Here is a 19,826-nt window from a genome sequence, read left to right as displayed (position 1 = left end):
AGGTGCTTTTTTATTAAAGCTATTTTACCGGGGGGTTACTCATCTAACCATTCAACTTCATCAATTACTTTTCTTGCCTCAATGACGGTACAGTCGGTTTTAGCAACTAATTCATTAATGGTGATGCCATCATTTTTTTTGGCAATACCAAGTAAGTGCTGATGGCTGAGCTTTTGATTATCTTGTTTCAGTTTTTTTGCTACCCATTGCCAAGAATCTTCGTTAGTCTGTTCAATTAAATTGATGACCTCATTGATCTGCTCCGGTGAAGCAATCAGTTGCCAGTTTCTTGAACGTCCTATGCGGGTTAGCTCACAGCCATGCTCACGAATATGCGCCTTTAATGCATAAGCGCGTAATACGCGTCTTAAAAAAGAAGGAAGTATAATGGTTACTTGCTTTAGCATAATGGGTTTAAGGATCGGATGAGCAAATAAAAGTCCTTATTTTAGTCAGTTATTAGGCTATATTCAACGGTCAGCAATTTTTTGCTGCACCTTCTATTAAGGGACACATTATATGGTAGCTTGGTGGTTCAATAAACTATTTAAAGCCTACTGTTATTGAAAGTGGTTGCTGTGACACTTTTAATAATAAGAGCTACAATAGGCTGATTTATTTAATCAATCATTTGGTACTATGGAACAGTTAGGTGTGATGTTTCAATAGATTCATCATTGTGACGGAAATATCGACTTTTTAAGACATTCTTTAAAGAGATAAGCATGCAAGCGCTAGCAATAAAAAAAGCTTTAATGAAAGGCTTTATGGATATGTTACCTTTGAATTTAGCGGTCATCCCCTGGGGGATTTTATGCGGTTCACTGGCCATTCAAAGGGATTTTAGTGTATTAGAAGCGCTGTTGATGCCAATGATAGTATTTGCAGGCTCCGCTCAACTGGTAGCAACTGAGCTCATAGGAGCGAATGCTTCGTTGGCAACAATTTTATTTACCACCTTCATTATTAGTTCTCGGCATTTTTTATACGGTTTGGCAATGCGTGATAAAATGAAAAACCTTGCTGGTTCTTGGCGCTATCCTTTAGGATTCTTATTAACGGATGAATTATTTGCATTATCACATCATCACCGTGCTTTTAAAGGCACTGTCAGGTTATGTTATGCCTTAGCAGCAGGAGGGAGTTTTTATGTCTGCTGGCTGGTGTGGAATGTTATCGGTATTTTTGCAGGTAGCTTCTTACCTGATTTAACTAATTTGGGCTTAGACTTTGCTATTGCTGTGACATTTATTGCTTTAGTGGTGCCGACGATAACTAATTTACCTGTGTTAGTAACGGTGATTGTTTCAGGGGGATTGTCAGTAGTTTTTAAGTTATATCAGTTGGAATTAGATTTAGTGCTGGCTGCGTTATTAGGTATGTATGGTGGTTATTTAACAGATAGAATACAAAAACGTCGTCAAATACAGCGCCACGCAGGGGGAAATTAGATGACATTAGTGACTATCATGCTTATGGCGTTGATATCATTTACTACGCGCTATTTATTTATTCATCCTAAATTGCCAATTCGGTTAGGTGCTAAAATGGTTAGTTTTTTAAGCTTTAGTGCGCCTGCTGTATTAACAGCTATCTGGCTGCCGATCATCTTAATACAAGATAATCAGCTAGCATTAAGCGTCACCAATCCCTACTTAATTGCTGCAACAATTGCTTTATTGGTTGCAGCAAAAACTAAAAGTATATACCTGACTTTATTTAGCAGTGTTGCTGTGTTTGTCGCTCTACGCTTACTGATGAATTAGCTTGTCTTCAGTTGCACTTTCGCCAAAAATATTGAGGATTTATTTGCTTGGTGTTCGGAGTAATAACTGACAATTAATTGCGTATCCTTGATCAGTAGACCTGGGTAGCTTGTGTCTCCAGTTGAAGGTAATGTTAATAGTTTTTCCACTTGATTATTTTGTAAGTTTACCTGCCAAAGGCAGGTCTTACAGCCATGCGCTGAGGAAAATGATCGACCCGCTACTATGACTTGATCATTATATCTGATCAGGGCCGGCCCGCCGATATATTGTTTTAAATCAAACCATTGCCATTGTGTGTAAGGATATTTACTTCGCCCTAATTGTGCTGTGCAGGTATCTGCATCTCTTCTTAAAATAGCGAGTGCACTATTATCTGGCAGAAACACAATATCGCTTTCATTTGGGTAGCCTTTACCATAGCGTTGTTTTGAAAATAAATTATCGTCTATACAATCTAAAGTACCATTTGGCTGACCTTTATATAACATGGTTTTTTGCTCACCATAGCTAATGCCATAAGCTTGTCCTTGATGCCAAGATAATCGCCACAACCATTGACTCTGTTTAGCGATTAACTTACTTGCTGACCAAGTGATCCCATTAGTAGATTGACAAAATGCGCTTTGTAAAAATGTTGTTTTATGTTTGTTTCGTTGTACTTTCCCATAAAGTAACCCAAGTTTGCCTGATGGAGTAACCGAAAGTTTCGGATCTCGCAAGTCGAAATTGTTTTCTCTAACTGTGCTAGAGAGGCGCCAGTCGGTAAGATTATCTGAGACCAGTACTTGAATGATACCATCACTACTGACATGTTTTTGAGCTTGACGAAAGCAGCAAAAATACTGACCGTTATATTCACATAAATCGGTAAATGCATTGTGGGCACCTTTATTCCATATACAAGAGCTGGTTATCAGTTTCATCTATTATTCCTTTGAAAATCTATTTTATCTCTATATTTAGTCAATTAATCGTATATAAGCCAATTTGACTTGTCATCGCTGGCTAATAGCTTTTATCATTATTGTGAGTCTTTTCAAGAGAAATAATAACCCTATGAAATTTAGAACAACTCTTACAAATATTGCCATTATTAGTGCATTATCGTTTTCATCACTGAGCAATGCCACTGAATCGGTAGATACAAAGAAAAAGCATGAATCTAGCTGGTTAACCCTATCAAAAAAACAACTGCAGCAGGTTGAAGCTTATGCTCAAAACTATAAAGAATTTATTTATCGTGCGCCAACTGAATTAACCTTTGTTAAAGAAACCATCAAGCGTGTTGAAAAACAGGGTTTTAAACGTTTAACGGATAATAGCAAGTTAACACCAGGTGCACGCTTTTATGATGTTAACCGTGATCGCACTATTTCACTGATTGTTATTGGTAAACAAGCGCTTGAAAAAGGTGCTCGTATCGTGGGGGCTCATATTGATTCACCACGACTTGAGTTAAAAGGTCGTCCTCTTTACGAAAAACAACAGTTTGCCTTATTTCAAACCTATGTACACGGTGGTATTAAAACGTATCAATGGGTCAACATTCCTTTAGCACTTGTTGGTCGTGTTGATAAAAAAGATGGTTCTGTGGTCAATATTTCCGTTGGTTTTGATGAAAATGATCCTGTTTTAATGGTGCCAGACCTTGCACCTCATGTTGATCATCCAAACCGTAAAAGAACCAGCCGTGACGTGATCAAAAAAGAAGAGCTTGATGTTATCATTGCATCAAAACCAGATTTTGAGAAAAAAATTAAAGATGTGGTATCTGACTATTTAGCGCAGCAGTACGATATCAGTGAAGAAGACTTAGTCTCAGCCGAGTTAGCCTTAGTACCTGCGACTAAGCCACGTGATGTTGGTTTAGATCGCAGTATGATCGCAGCTTATGGTCATGATGATAAAGCATCTTCAATTGCCGCTGTGTATGCCATTATGGAACAAGATACGCCAGAATATACCTCTATCGCATATTTAGTTGATAATGAAGAAGTAGGGAATATCAATAATACCGGTGCCAGCTCAAGTTATTTAGTTGATTTAATGAGCTCACTTTTATATCACGACAAAGGTGATAACTATAACGATTATTTCCTACGAAAAATGCTGAGAAATACTAAAGTGATTTCTGCTGATGTTAACCCTGGTGTTAATCCAAGTTGGGCAGGCGTTTGGGAATTAGGTAATGCTCCTCGACTAGGCCAAGGGGTGAACCTTAAGCTGTATGGTGGCGGGTTTAATGCGAACTCTGAATATATGGCGTGGACGCGTAATTATTTAGATAACAGCAATATCCAGTGGCAGACCTCTACCTATAAAGGTAAAGCATCTGGTGGCACTATAGGTAGTGATTTATCAAATGATAATATGGAAGTGATTGATTTTGGTGTGCCTATTTTATCAATTCACTCACCGTATGCGGTTGGCTCAAAAGTCGATTTATATTCACTGTATCAAGCGATGTCAGTATTTTATCGTCACCAGTAAGGTAATTGTCTGATAAGCGAATTGATTAATATAGGCACTCCTTCACAGCCATGTTATCGTGACACTGCTTACATGGATGTAGATAGTTAGTTTTTGTCTGGAATATAAAAACTGACCGTACATCTTGTAGATAAAAAACCGCCTAACGGCGGTTTTTTATGTTTTCCTGGCGGTATTATTTTACTTCATTAAAAAGATCGACAAAGTCATCTTCTATATCGGCAAAGTCAACTTCTGAATAGCCAACGGTATCGAGCACGAATTCTTTTATCTCAGGCCAATCATATGACTCATGATGACGTTTAGCTTTAGCTACCAACTCTTCAGCCGCTTTTAGTACAGCTAAACTGAGAGCTAGCTGACTGTCTTGCTCACTTTTCATTGCTTGAAAATCGTGATGGATTAAGATCATCTGACAAAGTTTTGTCGGTAAGTTCCAAGAAGCTGCGACAAAGTAACCAAGTACTGCATGATTGGTTTGGTATTTTTCTTCTTCAAGTGCAATAGAGTTAACTTGGGTATTATTTGCTTCAATAAGAGTATTTTTGTAATCGCTATATTTTAAGGCTAACAGGGCAATGCCACAATTATGAAAGAGCCCTAGTGTGTAAAGTTCGTCAGGAGGGAGTTCACTTTTGACTTTTTGACCAAGGAATAACATAGCGTTAGCAACATCCATAGAGTCATCCCAAAAGCGTTCAAGTGAAATTGACGCTTGCCCTTTAAAGGACTCCTTTAATGAGAGTGCCATGACTAAGCTATTAATTGTGGTTAGGCCAAGCATCATGACTGCTTGTTTTATATCAGATATTCTTCTGTTCATCCCGTAAAATGGAGAATTAATAATTTTTAATATGGTGGATGACATACCAACATCATTGGCAATGAGCTGTGAAATTTGAGCGATATCGGGCTCTTCTTCATTCATTAACTCTTGAATACTGGTTAAGATGTCAGGCTTAATGGGGACTTGGAAGCTTGAGACAACTTTTTGCATTTGTTGTGTATCTAGATTTAGCATCCGCACTCCTTTATTTTATATTTACATTTAGTATATAAATATTTTAGAAAAAAGAATTGTTTTATATCAAACTTATTGTTGCTCTAATGTTTTCTTGGCAATAACAGGGTTGGCATACATAGTTAATAACCAATGTTGTTGTTCTTTGTTTAGTTGTGACATTCTTGTAGTGATTTGTTCAAGTGATGACTGCTGTTGATCACTATTTTTGCTCAGTTGTTGGTAAGCACTGAGGTTACTTTCATATAACTGATAATGATTGATTATTTGCTTATCAATTGCTGAAGCAATTGCTTTACTATCGGCAAAATCACCAGTAATCGCGGGACAAAATGATAAATGAACCTTACCTTTATAGCCTAGCATACCTTGGGTGATACTTTTAAGATCTTCATGCTCTTGTTTTTCGTATCGACCAGTTGCTTCTTTTTCTGCTAACTCTTTGGCTTTATCATGATCACAGGGATCATATTCATAGGAAATCGCCACAGGGATGATATTGAGTTGATTAAGGTAATCGCTAATAGCGGTATCTTTAGCTTTGTTTAATAACAACATAGAGATCAGCGCTGCATTGGTTTTATCGATGCCATCTTTGGCTCGGCCTTCCTTTTGTGCTATCCAAATATGTTGGTTTTTCTCCGTTAGGCTGTGATAGATATATGCTGATAATTGCTTAGATGCATTAAGCATGGCTCGTTTAGTTTTTTCACTGCGCTTAACAATAAAGCTTTTGTTGATACGCATTAAATCAGCAACCCAGCTCTTGCTCAGTAGGTTATCGCCAACAGCAGCTTCAACAGTATCAAAATGACTTTGATGCAGTGCATAGTTTACCAGAGCGACATCCAGTACAATATCACGGTGATTACTGATAAATAAGCACGGCTTATCTGTGCTGACATTTTCTATGCCATCAAAAGTAAAACCATCGGTGGTTTGTTTAATGATTTTATTAACGTATTTGGCAACTTCTTGCTGAATATCATTGATAGTATGTAAGTGTTTGACACGCTTTTTTAATGAATATTTGACTAAAAAATTAGCCAAACTAGGCCAAAATTTCTTGATCTTTGGCATGGAAAATTGCGCGATAGAAGATTGTAGTTCAACCTCATTAATGAGTTGATTAACTATTTGATTGACCTCATCATCGTGATAAGGACGTATGTCATCGAACATTCTGTTATTTCTCAGGAAAATTAGCACTTACTTGTCGTTATTATAACGTTAAAGCTTTTAGTGATGGAATGGTTTATCTGTGAGAATTTGCTTATTGCTAAAGAAAAAACAGCCAGATAATCTGGCTGTATAAAATAACAGAGAAAATATGATTAAATAAATTGGGTTATAATGCGGCGATATCGGTGATACTTACTTTACCAAAATGTCGCCCTTGATTGATTAATTTGAGCATTTTTTCCGGTGATTGACTGTGTTGTGCAACAAAGTCAGTAATGTTTTTATCATTACACTTTATGTTGTAAACAACAAATTGTTTACTGTAACCTGAGCTTTTTACCGCAGAGGCAAAAGCAGCAAGGTTGCCAGATGCTGCTTTCATGCACAATTGTGTCGCGGGCGAATGATCATTGGCGGTGAAAGTAGCTGCATTTGCGATGCCTGCAAATGTTAATGTGATTGCACTAGTGGTTAAAATTTTAGTCATAAGTTTCATGGTTGTACTCCTATCTATGCTTCACAGTAGCTATAGCAGTGATAATGCCAAACTTTAAATGTTTATATAAAACAAATGGTTAATAATTTTTATCTATGAATAAAAAAGTTAGACTATTTGAGGGTGTCTCCATATTTAGTCAAAATCACTAAGTTTTAGTGTTTTTTATTTTGGTCAATGATGAATGTAATTGGGAGTAGTGAGTGAATACTATTGAAACGCAAAGAATGTACTTAAGGTTACTCACACATAATGATGCCCAGATGATATTAGCGTTATTAAACGAACCTGCGTTTTTGACTAATATAGGAGATAAAGGTGTTAGAAATTTGTCCAATGCCATTAACTATATCGACTCAGGTCCTTTAGCAATGCAAAGCACCCTAGGTTATAGTTTGTATTGTTGTGTACGAAAAGATAACGACCAAGCGATTGGTTTATCGGGTTTAATTAAACGTGACGGTATCATGCATCCAGAATTGGGTTTTGCTTTTTTAACTCAGTATTGTAAGCAAGGCTTTGGATACGAATCTTCAGTAGCGGTGTTAAAACACGCTCATGAGCAATTAGGGATAACGCATTTACAAGCTATTTGTCATCCAAACAATAAGGCATCAATTGGCTTATTAACTAAACTCGGTTTTTCTTACCAGCAGAATATCAGTTTGCCCACGCAACAAGAGTCAGTGAAGTTATTCGATTTAGCGTTCTAGTTTGCTGGTTGTTTAAACTATTTTTGTTGTAAAAATAATCGCTTGATGATGTTCGTCAAAGTTTTTTCATATTTGACTTGCGTTTTTACTGTTTAACCCCAAGTCTTATACTGAGTAACAACAAAAAAAGGAACAACTATGAAAATTAATATTTCTGGTCACCATGTAGAAGTTACTGATTCAATTAGAGAGCATATTCAAGAAAAGTTTTCAAAAATAGCCACCCACTTTCCTACCCTGATTGCTTTAGAGGTTATTATAGCGAAAGAGCATGGTAAACACCGTATCGAACTTAGTACAAAATATGAAGGAGCAAAAGTTGCTGCTTCATCAACCGAAGAGATCATGTATCCAGCGATTGCAAGCGCAACAAAAAAACTAGACTCTGCGTTGAAACATCGAAAAGGACAATTAAAAGCAAACTTACATAGCAAACCGAATACTACATCACCTGAAATTGCCCATGAGAAAGTGCAGGCATTAAATTTAGGTTAAAGTAACCAAACTGATTGATAAAACAGGGGCCAGAGCCCCTGTTTTTGATCTTACCCATGATTAAGAGCAACATAACCGTGCAAGATGAATTTTTTTTTGACATAGATGAAGTAGAAATTACGGCGATCAGGTCACAAGGGGCTGGAGGTCAAAATGTTAATAAAGTGTCTTCAGCTATTCATTTACGATTTCATATTGCAAACTCAAGCTTAGCTGAGCCAATCAAACAACGGTTACTCGCGTTAAATGATCGCCGCATTAATAAACAAGGTGAGATCATCATCAAAGCACAGCAATACCGTACACAAGAGCAGAACCGTTTGGACGCCTTAACCCGTTTAAATGAATTGATTGCTGCTCATTCTAAGCCACCAAAAAAACGCAGAGTCACTAAACCTAGTAAATCATCGATACGTAGACGATTAGAAAAGAAATCGCAACATAGCCAAAAAAAATCAATGCGCTCAAAGTTAAAATACTAAAAAGTATAACGTGACAGTTTGAACAAATTTATACCATAAAGAACAACTTACCCTAATAAAGTATACGATAGTACATTAATTGTAGTAGGCTGAGTGATGTACAAAATTACAATAGGGAGAACGTATGACAGAGCAAGCGTTAGCATTAACTCATATGTCATTAGCACGAAATAATAGTGAACGAAAATCAAATGATTGGATCCGCGCGCAATTAGCTAATGACGCGAGTCGTTTTATTCCTATCTGGCAGGGCGATTATTTTTTTATTGCTCATGAAGCATTAACACTGTCTGCCTGTGAACTCAATTTTTCATTAAAGCAATTAATGAAAATTTGCTATTTTTTAGGCTGTGAAACCTTACATGATAGCCCTGTGTTTATTTGTGATTTATCACAACAGTTTACCGATATTGATAGCGCAACAAAGTTTTTACGTCAGCATTGCCTGCCAAACCCTATCACTGTTGAATATCACAACTTTCGTCATTTTGTTGCTCGCTTAGATAAATATCTAGCCGCTAATTTGGCGTATGGTAGAGCGCTTTCTCTTTGGCATCAGAGCGCGCTTTTTTGTGGCTGTTGTGGTCATGCAACACAAAGTGTTGAAGCAGGGCATAGCCGACAATGTCTTGATGAAAAATGTCAAAAGCCGGTGTTTCCTCGAACTGATCCCGCGGTTATCATGCTAGTGGAGTTAGTAAAACCTAATCAGCCGAAAAAGTGTTTGCTAGCTGCTCATCATCGTTTACCAGAAAATTTAGTGAGTACGCTTGCAGGATTTGTCGATCCAGGAGAGTCACTAGAACAAGCGGTGAAAAGAGAGGTTTTTGAAGAAGCTGGTATTGAAGTTGAGCAAGTCGAGTATATTGCATCTCAGCCTTGGCCATTTCCTCATTCGATCATGATAGGTTTTATCGCGAAAGCGGTAACTGATACCATTACGATTGATCCAAATGAATTGACAGACGCTCGTTGGTATACTGCACAAGAGGTTGAACAGTTTTCTGAATGGGGAGAGGATAATACTAATACACAAATGCCTCGGAAAGAGTCAATCGCTCGTCACTTAATAGATCTTTGGTTAGCAAGAAATTAACGATGATAGTGATGGAAAAACCATTAACTATTCTTGTACTATTTAATTTTATACTATGGTATCTCGCTATTTTTTAAATGAAAACGATCATTACCTTTCGCCGAGCACAACATGAAGATATTGCTTTTTTATTAAATTTGAGAAAGCAATCGATGGATAACCATTTAGCCAACGCTGGGCTTAATTTAACGGATCAGCAGCATAAAGATCGTATTATGGAGTTTTTTAATGATTCGTTTATTATCAATAAAAATGCACAACCAATAGGTTTGATCAAAATTGCTCATTTGGCAGAGCGGATCCATATTAGACAATTTCAACTTATGCCTGATTGTCACAATCAGGGAATTGGCGGCCAAGTCCTCAGTTTGCTTCAACAAAAAGCACAGGAACGTGATTTATTTATTACGCTAAACGTGTTGCTGAAAAACCCTGCATTACGGTTATACCAGCGTTATGGTTTTGTGGTTGAAGGGAAAAATGAGCTAGAATATCAAATGCGCTGGCAACCTGCTAATAGCTAGCAAAGTCGTTTAGAGAGATAATTACAGTTAATAAAAAGCGCCAGTAAAGGCGCTTAACAAATTATTTGCCGTTAATGATTGGACTGCCTAAATTCTTCACAGGCATTTTTGTCTTCACATTCCCCATATAAGTATAAACTGTGATTGGTTAACTTAATATTATGTGTATGAGCAATATCTTCTTGGCGTTGTTCAATGACTGAATCTTCAAATTCAACAACTTTGCCACATTTCAAACAAACTAAATGATCATGATGTTGCTTGTGGCTCAATTCAAAGACAGATTTACCACCTTCAAAGTGGTGGCGAGTGACAATACCGGCATCATCAAACTGGTTTAACACACGATAGACTGTTGCTAAACCAATCTCTTCATTTTGATCCAATAAAATTTTATAAACATCTTCAGCACTAATATGCTGGTTATCAGGATCTTGTAGAATGGTTAATATTTTTACTCTAGGCAGAGTAATTTTTAATCCAGCTCTTTTTAGCTCTTCATTTTGATCTGCCATACAGTGACTTCTCGTTTATCAACAATAGAATAAAAATTATAGGGGTATTTTGGATTGGTTGAAAGTCCTAATTGTAAAGAAAAGCGATTTAGGACAGCGATTAATGAAGATTGACCAATAAATGCGTATTAGCTAATCAGCTTATTGATTTTAGTTGATTTATTAGCGGCGTAAAAGTAAGAAAGCCCACATAAAATGTAGGCTTTCTTTGAGGTGTGAAAACGAGTTAGTCAGCTAATTCTGCTAAACACATTTCATCATAAATTTGGTTGACCCATTTATCTACGCGTTCTTCGGTCAGTTCCGGTTGGCGATCTTCATCGATACATAAACCAATAAAGGTATTTTCGTCTATCAATGCTTTAGATGCTTCAAACTCATAACCTTCGTTTGGCCAGTTACCCACAATAATTGCGCCTTTTGATTCACAAATATCACGAAGTGGTTCCATAGCATCACAAAAATACTCGGCATAGTCCTCTTGATCACCTAAGCCAAATATCGCGACTAATTTATCAGTGAAATTAATTTCTTCTAGTTCAGGCAAAAAGTCATCCCAATCACATTGGTTTTCACCGTAGTACCACGTGGGGATACCTAGAATAATAAGATCAAACTCTGCGATCTCTTCTTTAGTGCTTTTGGCGATGTCTTTCACATCAACCAGTTTTTTACCCAATTTCTTTTGGATCATTTTACTGACTGCTTCGGTATTGCCTGTATCACTACCGAAAAATAAACCTACAATTGCCATTGAGATATAACCTTTAATACTTTAATTTTCGTTTAATGCTAATGCTTTCACTAGCAGAGATTCAATTAACTCACTACGATTTGAATTCGTACGTTTAGCTAACGCATCTAATTGTTCGATCAGGTCTTGATGCATCTTAAATTCAACTCTTTTTAAGCCGTTGCTTTTATCGCGCTTTACCTGATTTCGCTTATTTATTTTGACCTGTACACTACGTGAGTGAGGATTGGTTCTTGGCCGCCCCGGTCGTTTGTCATCACTAAATAAATCGATGGTTGTTACATCTGATATTTGCTTCGCCATTGTTAACCTACACCTTGGCTTTCCCAAACAAATTGAATTATTCCTTTGGCGATAAATCCTGCACAACCAAGAAACAAGACAAAATACACAACGTATTGGCCAAGTTTAGGTACGTCATTTTTTTTCATGACATCATGAATAGATAAGCCTATGAAAATAAATATAAAAGCAAAAAATAGATTGAGTCCAATCGTTTCAATTAGTACAAAATGTTCTGCAAGCATAGTTCACCCAAAAAAATTCAGGCGGGACTATAGCATATTGCTTGCGCTGAAACACATAATTTTTACCTGTAAATGTATTGTATTTGAGGCAAATTGTATTGATTTTGATCACAATAAAATCAGTTTGCTTTCTATGACATGTTTTTTTCACGTTTTTCGCAGAAAATTGAACCCTGAGCGAGAAAATCATTCACTATTTTATTAAAGGCGACGGTTTTTTCTGCATGAAGCCAGTGACCAGCCCCTTGTATGATTTTCGCTTTACTGTGGGGAAATATTGCTTGTATAGCTGCCTGATGCTCACGAGTGATATAATTTGAGTCACCACCCTTTATAAACAGGCACGCTTTATTAAATACCTTATCTCCTTGATAAACTTGAACTATTTGATGATAACAGTGCGCGATATTAGCTAAGTTACATTTAAATTTTAGCTGACTTGAATCGGTTTTTTTCGTGATATTACGCAATAAAAATTGTCGTACTCCTGCCTCTTTAACATATGGTGCTAGTTGTTGGTCAGCTTGTTGCCGGGTGCTGATATTGTCAATATCTATTGCTAATAACCCCGCAATAATTTGGTTATGATGGGGCGGATAAGCCACCGGTGCAATATCAGCTACAATGAGCTTTTCAACGCGTTCTGGATAATCTAAGGCCATCTGCATGGCGATTTTTCCGCCCATTGAGTGGCCTAAAATCGCACAACTATCAATCGCTAAGTGATTTAAGGTATCGATAACATCTTGTGCAAGGACTGGGTATGCCATGTTATTTTCATGAAATGAAGCGCCATGATTTCTAACATCAATATTAATGACACGGTAGTTATCGGTGAGCCCTTTCGCCACCATGTTTAAATTTTCTAAGCTGCCAAACAATCCATGAATTAAGACAATAGGCTGACCAGAGCCTGATTGTTGGTAATGAAGCACTGCCATGGTTTTTCTACATTAAAGATTGGTGACGCTATTATACAAAAAATTTCATCCATTTTGATATAAGTCTAGAGACTTTGCTGTAAGCTCAGTATAATCTTGCGCGCAAAAGTAATTATTAGGTATATGAATGAAACATATAGAAATAGATGAAGAACTTTATCAATATCTAGCCTCTCAGACTCAATACATCGGCGAAAGTGCATCTTCCATACTCAGACGATTATTATCTCTGCCAGCTGAAAACAATAGCGCTAATAAAACCAAACCTAAACACATTGATACTGTTTTAGTTAGTAATACGCAGTCACAGGTAGCACAAGTCAAACAAGCATCAGGCTCTGTTTTTCATTATATTAACAAAGAAGAACTAGCAACACAGCGTGGCGTGGTTGGTCGATTTTTACTGATATTATCGGCATTACACCGGGTTCATAGTGACAGTTTTTCAGTGGTTATTGATATTCGTGGCCGTGATCGTTTGTATTTTGCTCGTTCTGAACAGGAATTAGCGGCAAGTGGTAGTAGCACTAAACCAAGACAAATCCCCGATAGCTCATACTGGGTGATGACCAATTCTAACACCACTCGTAAAAAAATGATGATCACTGAAGTGGCAAAAGCACTGGGTTATCAGCAAGCAGAAATAGAGCAAATTCGCGACTTATTATAAAAAGGAAACAATATGTCAGTACATCCTATGGCGGGAAAACTAGCAAGCGCTGAAGATAGGGAGAATATTCCTCAACTGGTGAGCCATTATTATCTTAAACAACCCGATATGATGGAAGTTAGCCAGCGAGTGACTTTTGGCACCTCGGGCCATCGTGGATGTGCATCAAAGTCGAGTTTTAATGAGCATCACATTGCAGCAATTTGTCAGGCCATAGCTGAATATCGTACTGAGCAAGGCTTTCAAGGCCCTTTATTTTTAGGAAAAGATACGCATGCGCTGTCAGAGCCGGCGTTTGCAACGGCATTAACGGTATTAATTGCCAATCATGTTACGGTGGCGATCCAATCAGACCAAGGTTTCACCCCAACACCTGTTATTTCACGCTTGATCATTGAGCATAATAAATCATCTGAGCAACAAGCTGATGGCATTATTATTACTCCGTCGCACAATCCACCTGCTGATGGTGGTATTAAATACAACCCTCCGCATGGCGGACCAGCAGAGGGTGAGGTCACAGCCATCATTGAGAAACGCGCCAATGATATTATTGCCCGAGGCATGTTGGATGTCAGGCAAGCAAGTTACTCGCAAGCGTTAGCGTCACCGCTGTTACAAAAACAGGACTTTATACAGTTTTATGTTGAACAACTGTCACAGGTTGTTGATATGGCAGCTATTGCAAAAGCTGGAGTAAAAATTGGTGTAGATCCACTTGGTGGTTCGGGTATTCATTATTGGCCTGAAATAGCAAAAACCTATCAAGTTGACTTACATATTGTCAATCAGGTGGTCGATCCAAGTTTTGCGTTTATGCCTTTAGACAAAGATGGCAAGATCCGTATGGATTGTTCTTCCCCTTATGCTATGTCTGGTTTAATTGCGATGAAGGATAAATTTGATGTTGCCGTGGGTAATGATCCTGATTTTGATCGCCATGGTATCGTGACGTCATCGGGTGGCTTAATGAATCCTAATCATTATTTAGCGGTAGCAATTCATTATTTGATGACGCATCGTTCTTGGCCTGCCACTTGTAAAATCGGCAAAACCTTAGTGTCTAGCTCATTGATTGATCGTGTCGCACAATTAATTGACAGTCCACTTGCTGAAGTACCTGTTGGTTTTAAATGGTTTGTTGAAGGTTTACATCAGGCAAGTTACGCCTTTGGGGGCGAAGAAAGTGCGGGCGCCTCATTTTTAGCAAAAGATGGAAGCTGTTGGACCACGGATAAAGATGGTTTTATTATGGCACTGTTAGCGGCTGAAATATTAGCCGTTACTGGTAAAGACCCACACCAATATTACCTTGAGTTAGTCGAGCAATTGGGACAACCTTATTATGGGCGTGTTGAAGCGGTTGCAACTTTGGAACAGAAGAAAGTGTTAACGTCTTTGTCTGCTGAAGATGTTACTCAGGAGCTGTTGGCTGGTGAGAAAATTGTGCACGTGCTTTCACATGCACCAGGTAATGGTGCGGCAATTGGCGGAGTTAAAGTGACCACTGAAAATGGCTGGTTTGCTGCACGTCCTTCTGGTACCGAAGATATTTATAAAATATATGCCGAAAGCTTTATTAGTGAAAGCCATTTACAGGCCATTATTACCGATGCAAAGCAGCTCATTGCTCAAGTGTTCAAACAAAGTAATTTGTAATAACCAGTAGAGAATTAGTAAAAAGGACAATTTGCTGCTAATTTAAGCAATTAATAAGATGATTAAATAATAATAAAAAATGCCACATAAAAAATATATTCATCGGCCTACGGTGCTTAAAGATCTCATTATTATTGTCGTAGTTAATGTCATATTGCTGATAGCTTTTGGCTACTTTGATACATTAGAATGGTTGTATCAGTCGTCACTTGATTACCAATACCTACAACTAGATGAGTTAGTGCCGTTAGGCTTAACGGTTTCCTTGAGTTTATTGGTGTTCTCTTATCGTCGAATTGTTGAATTAGGGCAAATGGCGGGAACATTAGAAAAAATGGCGCTGATTGATCCGCTCACCGGCTTACCTAATCGTCGTTCTGGACAAGTAAGGTTGATTGCTTGGTGTCAGAAAGCACAACGTAAAGGGCAAACCTTTGTGGTGTATCAATTAGATTTAGATGAATTTAAAAAGGTCAATGATCTATATGGGCAAATTGTAGGTGATGAAGTATTGAAACAAGTATCACAAATTTTAAATCAATTTTTGCCAATATCCTCATTACTTTGTCGTTGGCTTGATGATAATTTTTTAGTGGTTGTTAAGCTTGATACTATTGATAATCCTCACCAGTATGCACATGAAATCCAGTCAGAAGTCACCAAAAAAGTTATGGCAAATACTGCACCATTAACCATGTCTATTGGCTATAAAATATGGCAAAAAGATCAAACGGTTGAGGATATATTGCATGACGTTGAAGATGCGTTAATGCATGCAAAACATCTAGGAAAGCATCAGATTAAAGGTAATTAAGGTAAAGTGTTGAATTGTTACGGGGAAACTTTCAATAAGAGTACAGATTAATTTACGCTTTTGAGGGTAAAATAACGCTGCGCCCTACGAATTTTGCCGTTGATCTCGTACAATAAGACCAAATTCAATTTGGTCGAAAAAATAGCTTTGGAAACACTACAACAGCAATTACAGCGTACGGGTGATTTTTTGTCACTAACACGCAAGCATGAATGGTCATTAGCGAGCCAGTTTTCATTCAATGTGACACATCAAACAACTAATACTCACGCTAAAGTAACAGTACTTGATACTGGTATTATTGTCTTTGAACCGATTAACCGAGCAACACAAAAAGATATTGTTTTGTCTAGCGGTGTTCATGGTAATGAAACTGCACCAATTGAAATATGCGCCAAATTGGTACAGCAGCTTATTTTGGGAGAGCTGCCGTTAGCTGAGCGAGTGTTATTTTTATTTGGTAACCCTGCTGCGATGAATATTGGCGAGCGCTTTGTTGAAGAAAATATGAATCGTTTATTTTCTGGCGGCCACTCTATCGATCAAGGGCAAGGGGCTGGCTTGATAAATAAAGAGCGTCACCGTGCGTTGTTACTAGAAAATACCGTGCGTGATTTTTTTGAAGCGGGTGGTTCAGGTGAGCAGCGTCAGCGTTATCATTACGATTTACATACCGCTATTCGCGGAGCCAAATACGATAAATTTGCGGTTTACCCTCACACCCATGGTCAACCAAGAAAAAAACAACAGTTGCAGTTTTTAAAAGCCTGTGGCGTTAACACCATTTTATTATCAAATTCACCGACAACCACTTTTAGTTATTTTTCTGCACGACAGTTTGGCGCTGATGCCTTCACAGTAGAGCTTGGCAAAGTAAAACCTTTCGGTGAGAACGACATGACGCAATTTGTCGATGTTGAACAAACTTTGACGCGTTTTATTTCAGGCCAAGAAATTGAACTGGGAAACTACGATGCCAAGGATTTTAATATTTTTGTTATTTCACAAATCATTAATCGTACTCATGAAAACTTCAAATTAAACTTTGCTGATGACGTGAAAAACTTTACTGATTTTCCGGTCGGGGAAGTGCTAGCTTATGATGGTGATAATGTCATAAAAGCGGAACAACCGGGTGAAGCCATTATTTTCCCAAATGCCCATGTGGCTATTGGTCAAAGAGCCTTGCTAACTGTGATCCCGACAAGTATTTAATTATTAGTTTTTGGATAAATATTCGAAAAAAAGGCATAACTTTAGAGTGTCTTGTTAAGGCAAATTATCGCTAGCTACTTGTATTTCAGTTTACGTAAAGGTAAAGTTAGCGCATACAAATTAATACATACAACAACGTATCTCAAAGTAAGTAATACTTTCCGTTTGCATTAATGTGAAAGTTTTACTTACTTTAATAAAAAAACAAAGTTAATAGTCCTTATCAGTTGTCTATACTTGATAAGCCAAGCTTATTAACCCTTGCTTGCAAGGACAGTAATAAAGAGAATGCTATGAACACTGAAATATATAAAGAAAGTCCGGTTGTTCACCAACCCGCTTTCATTGATGGTCATTCAGTTGAAATCCCAATCCTCAAAATTTTAAAACAAGACGGTAACGTTTATGACGGTGCTGACTTACCTGAAATTGATCAAACCCATGCCACTAAAATTTATAAAGCGTTAGCCTTTCATCGTGTTTTAGATGAACGTATGGTCGCGGCACAACGCCAAGGTCGTATTAGTTTTTACATGGCGGCATTAGGTGAAGAAGCTACCAGTGTTGGTGGTGCAGCAGGGTTAGAGTCACAAGATATGATCATGGCACAGTATCGCGAACAAGGTGCACTGATATATCGTGGTTTCTCGTTAGAAAATTTTATGAATCAAATGTTTTCTAATGAAAAAGATTTAGGCAAAGGGCGTCAAATGCCGATTCATTACGGCAGTAATGAATTAAATTATATGACCATTTCTTCGCCGCTTGGTACGCAAATTCCACAGGCCGCCGGTTATGCCTACGGCCAAAAATTGCAAGGAAAAGATGCGGTCACTATTTGTTATTTTGGTGAAGGTGCTGCTTCTGAAGGGGATTTTCATGCCGGTTTAAACATGGCCGCAGTTCATAATGCGCCAGTGATCTTCTTCTGTCGCAACAATGGCTATGCAATCTCAACTCCTTCTGATGAACAATATGTGGGTAACGGTATTGCTGCTCGTGGTGTCGGTTATGGCATTAAGACCTTAAGAATTGATGGTAACGATATTTTAGCCGTTTTAAAAGCGGTGCAGTTTGCTCGTCAATACGCACTGAAAGAAAACAAACCTATCATTATCGAAGCGATGTCTTATCGACTTGGCGCACATTCAACCTCAGATGATCCGTCGGGTTATCGCACACGAGAAGAAGAAGCCAAATACCAAGCACATGATCCTATTTTACGTATGAAAAACTGGATGTTAGCGCAAAAGTGGTGGGATGAAACGCAAGAAACAGAGTTATTTGAAAAGCTTAGAGAACAAGTATTAGCAGCAGTGAAAGTGGCTGAAAAAATTGATAAGCCACCCGTGGAAGATTTAGTGACTGATGTTTACGACCAAGTTCCAGCACATTTGCAACAACAATTGGATGCGTTAAAAACTCACATTAAAAAGTACCCTCAATCCTACCCATTTACTGCTGGGAGAATCAAATAATGGCTCAAATGAATTTATTACAAGCAATTAATAATGCTTTAGATATCGCCATGGCAGAAAATGACAGTGCATTGTGCTTTGGTGAAGATGTTGGTCATTTTGGTGGTGTATTTAGAGCAACGAGTGGTTTGCAAGAAAAATACGGTAAAGCACGGTGTTTCAATACCCCATTAGTAGAGCAAGGAATTATTGGTTTTGCCAATGGTCTTGCAGCTCAGGGAAGTACACCAATCGCTGAAATTCAGTTTGCCGATTATATATTTCCCGCATTTGACCAAATTGTGAATGAATCCGCAAAATTTAGGTATCGCAGTGGTAATGAGTTTAATGTAGGGAAGTTAACCATACGCACGCCTTATGGTGGTGGTATTGCTGGTGGTTTGTACCACAGTCAGTCACCAGAAGCGTATTTTGCTCATACGCCAGGGTTAAAGTTAGTTGTTCCGCGCAACCCTTATCAAGCTAAAGGTTTATTGCTTGCTTCAATTCGTGACGATAATCCTGTGGTATTTTTTGAACCGAAGCGCCTTTACCGTGCATCGGTTGGCGAAGTGCCAGAAGAAGATTATCAATTACCGCTTGGTAAAGCAGAAGTGATGCAACAAGGTAGCGATATTACCCTACTAGCTTGGGGGGCGCAGTTAGAAATTGTTGAAAAAGCAGCAGAATTAGCCGCAAAAGATGGTATCTCATGTGAGATCATTGATTTACGTAGCATTTTACCTTGGGATGTTGAAACAGTTGCCAACTCTGTCATGAAAACAGGGCGTTTATTAGTTTCGCAAGAAGCGCCAATTACTGCTGGTTTTGCCAGCGAAATTGCGGCAACGATTCAGAGTGAATGTTTTTTACATCTTGAGTCACCGATTGCGCGTATTTGTGGTATGGATACACCTTACCCACTTGCTTTAGAAAAAGAGTATGTCGCTGATCATTTAAAAATTTATGAAGCGATCAAACATAGCGTAAATTACTAGGATAATTG

General features: G+C 38.0%; 24 protein-coding genes. 14 read left to right on the top strand and 10 right to left on the bottom strand.

Annotated features, from left to right (window positions below; genetic code table 11):
• Window positions 1–35 precede the first annotated feature (35 nt).
• Window positions 36–407 carry a ribosome recycling factor family protein gene (locus IV514_RS06500; RefSeq protein WP_206484156.1) on the bottom strand — a complete coding sequence of 124 codons (372 nt, stop codon included), beginning with the start codon at window positions 405–407 and terminating at the stop codon, window positions 36–38.
• A 318-nt stretch (window positions 408–725) separates the two neighbouring features.
• Between IV514_RS06500 and IV514_RS06495 the strand changes: the two genes are divergently transcribed.
• Both IV514_RS06495 and IV514_RS06490 read left to right on the top strand, forming a co-directional pair.
• The gene (locus tag IV514_RS06495) at window positions 726–1,451 is read left to right on the top strand and encodes an AzlC family ABC transporter permease (protein WP_206484155.1); all 726 of its coding nucleotides are present in this window, start codon (window positions 726–728) and stop codon (window positions 1,449–1,451) included.
• A complete protein-coding gene (locus tag IV514_RS06490; protein WP_206484154.1) occupies window positions 1,452–1,766 on the top strand; it encodes an AzlD domain-containing protein in 315 nt (104 codons plus the stop codon).
• Here IV514_RS06490 and IV514_RS06485 read toward each other — a convergent pair.
• On the bottom strand, window positions 1,763–2,692 hold the full coding sequence (locus tag IV514_RS06485) for a hypothetical protein (RefSeq protein ID WP_206484153.1): 930 nt from the start codon (window positions 2,690–2,692) through the stop codon (window positions 1,763–1,765). The genes IV514_RS06490 and IV514_RS06485 overlap by 4 nt on opposite strands.
• Window positions 2,693–2,825: 133 nt before the next feature.
• Here IV514_RS06485 and IV514_RS06480 point away from each other — a divergent pair, with 133 nt between their 5' ends.
• On the top strand, window positions 2,826–4,259 hold the full coding sequence (locus IV514_RS06480; protein ID WP_206484152.1) for a hypothetical protein: 1,434 nt from the start codon (window positions 2,826–2,828) through the stop codon (window positions 4,257–4,259).
• Between the two features lie 175 nt (window positions 4,260–4,434).
• On the opposite strand, the gene IV514_RS06475 is transcribed toward IV514_RS06480, so the two are convergent.
• The 3 genes from IV514_RS06475 to IV514_RS06465 form a co-directional block, all read right to left on the bottom strand.
• The gene (locus IV514_RS06475) at window positions 4,435–5,280 is read right to left on the bottom strand and encodes an HDOD domain-containing protein (protein WP_206484151.1); all 846 of its coding nucleotides are present in this window, start codon (window positions 5,278–5,280) and stop codon (window positions 4,435–4,437) included.
• Window positions 5,281–5,352: 72 nt separating this feature from the next.
• Entirely contained in the window at window positions 5,353–6,462 is a 1,110-nt protein-coding gene (locus tag IV514_RS06470; protein WP_206484150.1) for a 1-acyl-sn-glycerol-3-phosphate acyltransferase, read from the bottom strand.
• A gap of 166 nt (window positions 6,463–6,628) precedes the next feature.
• The gene (locus tag IV514_RS06465) at window positions 6,629–6,958 is read right to left on the bottom strand and encodes a DUF3718 domain-containing protein (protein WP_206484149.1); all 330 of its coding nucleotides are present in this window, start codon (window positions 6,956–6,958) and stop codon (window positions 6,629–6,631) included.
• 203 nt (window positions 6,959–7,161) lie between these two features.
• On the opposite strand from IV514_RS06465, the gene IV514_RS06460 reads away from it, so the two are divergent.
• The 5 genes from IV514_RS06460 to IV514_RS06440 all read left to right on the top strand — a co-directional run bounded on the left by IV514_RS06460 (window position 7,162) and on the right by IV514_RS06440 (window position 10,268).
• A complete protein-coding gene (locus tag IV514_RS06460) occupies window positions 7,162–7,671 on the top strand; it encodes a GNAT family N-acetyltransferase (protein ID WP_206484148.1) in 510 nt (169 codons plus the stop codon).
• A 138-nt stretch (window positions 7,672–7,809) separates the two neighbouring features.
• Window positions 7,810–8,166, top strand: a complete 357-nt coding sequence (gene raiA, locus IV514_RS06455) for a ribosome-associated translation inhibitor RaiA (RefSeq protein WP_206484147.1) — start codon at window positions 7,810–7,812, stop codon at window positions 8,164–8,166.
• A gap of 56 nt (window positions 8,167–8,222) precedes the next feature.
• Entirely contained in the window at window positions 8,223–8,648 is a 426-nt protein-coding gene (gene arfB / locus IV514_RS06450; protein WP_206484146.1) for an alternative ribosome rescue aminoacyl-tRNA hydrolase ArfB, read from the top strand.
• 124 nt (window positions 8,649–8,772) lie between these two features.
• Window positions 8,773–9,744, top strand: a complete 972-nt coding sequence (gene nudC, locus IV514_RS06445) for an NAD(+) diphosphatase (RefSeq protein WP_206484145.1) — start codon at window positions 8,773–8,775, stop codon at window positions 9,742–9,744.
• Window positions 9,745–9,821: 77 nt separating this feature from the next.
• On the top strand, window positions 9,822–10,268 hold the full coding sequence (locus IV514_RS06440) for a GNAT family N-acetyltransferase (RefSeq protein WP_206484144.1): 447 nt from the start codon (window positions 9,822–9,824) through the stop codon (window positions 10,266–10,268).
• Window positions 10,269–10,339: 71 nt separating this feature from the next.
• Here IV514_RS06440 and fur read toward each other — a convergent pair whose 3' ends face one another.
• The 5 genes from fur to IV514_RS06415 form a co-directional block, all read right to left on the bottom strand.
• Entirely contained in the window at window positions 10,340–10,783 is a 444-nt protein-coding gene (fur, locus tag IV514_RS06435; protein WP_206484143.1) for a ferric iron uptake transcriptional regulator, read from the bottom strand.
• Window positions 10,784–11,009: 226 nt separating this feature from the next.
• Window positions 11,010–11,537, bottom strand: a complete 528-nt coding sequence (gene fldA, locus IV514_RS06430) for a flavodoxin FldA (protein WP_206484142.1) — start codon at window positions 11,535–11,537, stop codon at window positions 11,010–11,012.
• Between the two features lie 21 nt (window positions 11,538–11,558).
• Window positions 11,559–11,840 carry a LexA regulated protein gene (gene ybfE, locus IV514_RS06425; protein WP_206484141.1) on the bottom strand — a complete coding sequence of 94 codons (282 nt, stop codon included), beginning with the start codon at window positions 11,838–11,840 and terminating at the stop codon, window positions 11,559–11,561.
• A gap of 2 nt (window positions 11,841–11,842) precedes the next feature.
• Window positions 11,843–12,064 carry a DUF2788 domain-containing protein gene (locus tag IV514_RS06420; protein WP_206484140.1) on the bottom strand — a complete coding sequence of 74 codons (222 nt, stop codon included), beginning with the start codon at window positions 12,062–12,064 and terminating at the stop codon, window positions 11,843–11,845.
• A 131-nt stretch (window positions 12,065–12,195) separates the two neighbouring features.
• On the bottom strand, window positions 12,196–13,005 hold the full coding sequence (locus tag IV514_RS06415; protein ID WP_206484139.1) for an alpha/beta fold hydrolase: 810 nt from the start codon (window positions 13,003–13,005) through the stop codon (window positions 12,196–12,198).
• Window positions 13,006–13,132: 127 nt separating this feature from the next.
• Here IV514_RS06415 and seqA point away from each other — a divergent pair, with 127 nt between their 5' ends.
• The 6 genes from seqA to IV514_RS06385 all read left to right on the top strand — a co-directional run bounded on the left by seqA (window position 13,133) and on the right by IV514_RS06385 (window position 19,818).
• The gene (gene seqA / locus IV514_RS06410; RefSeq protein ID WP_206484138.1) at window positions 13,133–13,675 is read left to right on the top strand and encodes a replication initiation negative regulator SeqA; all 543 of its coding nucleotides are present in this window, start codon (window positions 13,133–13,135) and stop codon (window positions 13,673–13,675) included.
• A 12-nt stretch (window positions 13,676–13,687) separates the two neighbouring features.
• A complete protein-coding gene (gene pgm / locus IV514_RS06405; protein ID WP_206484137.1) occupies window positions 13,688–15,334 on the top strand; it encodes a phosphoglucomutase (alpha-D-glucose-1,6-bisphosphate-dependent) in 1,647 nt (548 codons plus the stop codon).
• 79 nt (window positions 15,335–15,413) lie between these two features.
• Window positions 15,414–16,148, top strand: coding sequence for a GGDEF domain-containing protein (locus tag IV514_RS06400; protein WP_206484136.1), 735 nt, complete (start codon window positions 15,414–15,416; stop codon window positions 16,146–16,148).
• 147 nt (window positions 16,149–16,295) lie between these two features.
• Entirely contained in the window at window positions 16,296–17,363 is a 1,068-nt protein-coding gene (astE, locus tag IV514_RS06395) for a succinylglutamate desuccinylase (protein ID WP_241242233.1), read from the top strand.
• Between the two features lie 293 nt (window positions 17,364–17,656).
• A complete protein-coding gene (locus tag IV514_RS06390; protein WP_206484135.1) occupies window positions 17,657–18,841 on the top strand; it encodes a thiamine pyrophosphate-dependent dehydrogenase E1 component subunit alpha in 1,185 nt (394 codons plus the stop codon).
• On the top strand, window positions 18,841–19,818 hold the full coding sequence (locus tag IV514_RS06385) for a transketolase C-terminal domain-containing protein (RefSeq protein ID WP_206484134.1): 978 nt from the start codon (window positions 18,841–18,843) through the stop codon (window positions 19,816–19,818). The genes IV514_RS06390 and IV514_RS06385 overlap by 1 nt, the downstream gene beginning before the upstream one ends.
• Window positions 19,819–19,826: the final 8 nt, after the last annotated feature.

Source organism: Thalassotalea sp. G2M2-11 (assembly GCF_017168195.1).
GTDB lineage: Bacteria > Pseudomonadota > Gammaproteobacteria > Enterobacterales > Alteromonadaceae > Thalassotalea_E.
The sequence above is the reverse complement of the archived record's forward strand: the minus strand, read 5'-3'. Positions and strand labels throughout refer to the sequence as shown.

Bases quoted from the DNA above. Each gene is read 5' to 3' on its own strand.
- seqA (WP_206484138.1), top strand. From the start codon at position 13,133: ATGAAACATATAGAAATAGATGAAGAACTTTATCAATATCTAGCCTCT.
- IV514_RS06400 (WP_206484136.1), top strand. From the start codon at position 15,414: ATGCCACATAAAAAATATATTCATCGGCCTACGGTGCTTAAAGATCTC.
- IV514_RS06495 (WP_206484155.1), top strand. From the start codon at position 726: ATGCAAGCGCTAGCAATAAAAAAAGCTTTAATGAAAGGCTTTATGGAT.
- fldA (WP_206484142.1), bottom strand. From the start codon at position 11,537: ATGGCAATTGTAGGTTTATTTTTCGGTAGTGATACAGGCAATACCGAA.
- IV514_RS06465 (WP_206484149.1), bottom strand. From the start codon at position 6,958: ATGAAACTTATGACTAAAATTTTAACCACTAGTGCAATCACATTAACA.
- IV514_RS06500 (WP_206484156.1), bottom strand. From the start codon at position 407: ATGCTAAAGCAAGTAACCATTATACTTCCTTCTTTTTTAAGACGCGTA.
- arfB (WP_206484146.1), top strand. From the start codon at position 8,223: ATGATTAAGAGCAACATAACCGTGCAAGATGAATTTTTTTTTGACATA.
- IV514_RS06475 (WP_206484151.1), bottom strand. From the start codon at position 5,280: ATGCTAAATCTAGATACACAACAAATGCAAAAAGTTGTCTCAAGCTTC.
- IV514_RS06485 (WP_206484153.1), bottom strand. From the start codon at position 2,692: ATGAAACTGATAACCAGCTCTTGTATATGGAATAAAGGTGCCCACAAT.
- IV514_RS06440 (WP_206484144.1), top strand. From the start codon at position 9,822: ATGAAAACGATCATTACCTTTCGCCGAGCACAACATGAAGATATTGCT.
- nudC (WP_206484145.1), top strand. From the start codon at position 8,773: ATGACAGAGCAAGCGTTAGCATTAACTCATATGTCATTAGCACGAAAT.
- IV514_RS06390 (WP_206484135.1), top strand. From the start codon at position 17,657: ATGAACACTGAAATATATAAAGAAAGTCCGGTTGTTCACCAACCCGCT.
- IV514_RS06420 (WP_206484140.1), bottom strand. From the start codon at position 12,064: ATGCTTGCAGAACATTTTGTACTAATTGAAACGATTGGACTCAATCTA.
- IV514_RS06480 (WP_206484152.1), top strand. From the start codon at position 2,826: ATGAAATTTAGAACAACTCTTACAAATATTGCCATTATTAGTGCATTA.
- IV514_RS06415 (WP_206484139.1), bottom strand. From the start codon at position 13,005: ATGGCAGTGCTTCATTACCAACAATCAGGCTCTGGTCAGCCTATTGTC.
- IV514_RS06385 (WP_206484134.1), top strand. From the start codon at position 18,841: ATGGCTCAAATGAATTTATTACAAGCAATTAATAATGCTTTAGATATC.
- fur (WP_206484143.1), bottom strand. From the start codon at position 10,783: ATGGCAGATCAAAATGAAGAGCTAAAAAGAGCTGGATTAAAAATTACT.
- ybfE (WP_206484141.1), bottom strand. From the start codon at position 11,840: ATGGCGAAGCAAATATCAGATGTAACAACCATCGATTTATTTAGTGAT.
- IV514_RS06470 (WP_206484150.1), bottom strand. From the start codon at position 6,462: ATGTTCGATGACATACGTCCTTATCACGATGATGAGGTCAATCAAATA.
- raiA (WP_206484147.1), top strand. From the start codon at position 7,810: ATGAAAATTAATATTTCTGGTCACCATGTAGAAGTTACTGATTCAATT.
- pgm (WP_206484137.1), top strand. From the start codon at position 13,688: ATGTCAGTACATCCTATGGCGGGAAAACTAGCAAGCGCTGAAGATAGG.
- IV514_RS06490 (WP_206484154.1), top strand. From the start codon at position 1,452: ATGACATTAGTGACTATCATGCTTATGGCGTTGATATCATTTACTACG.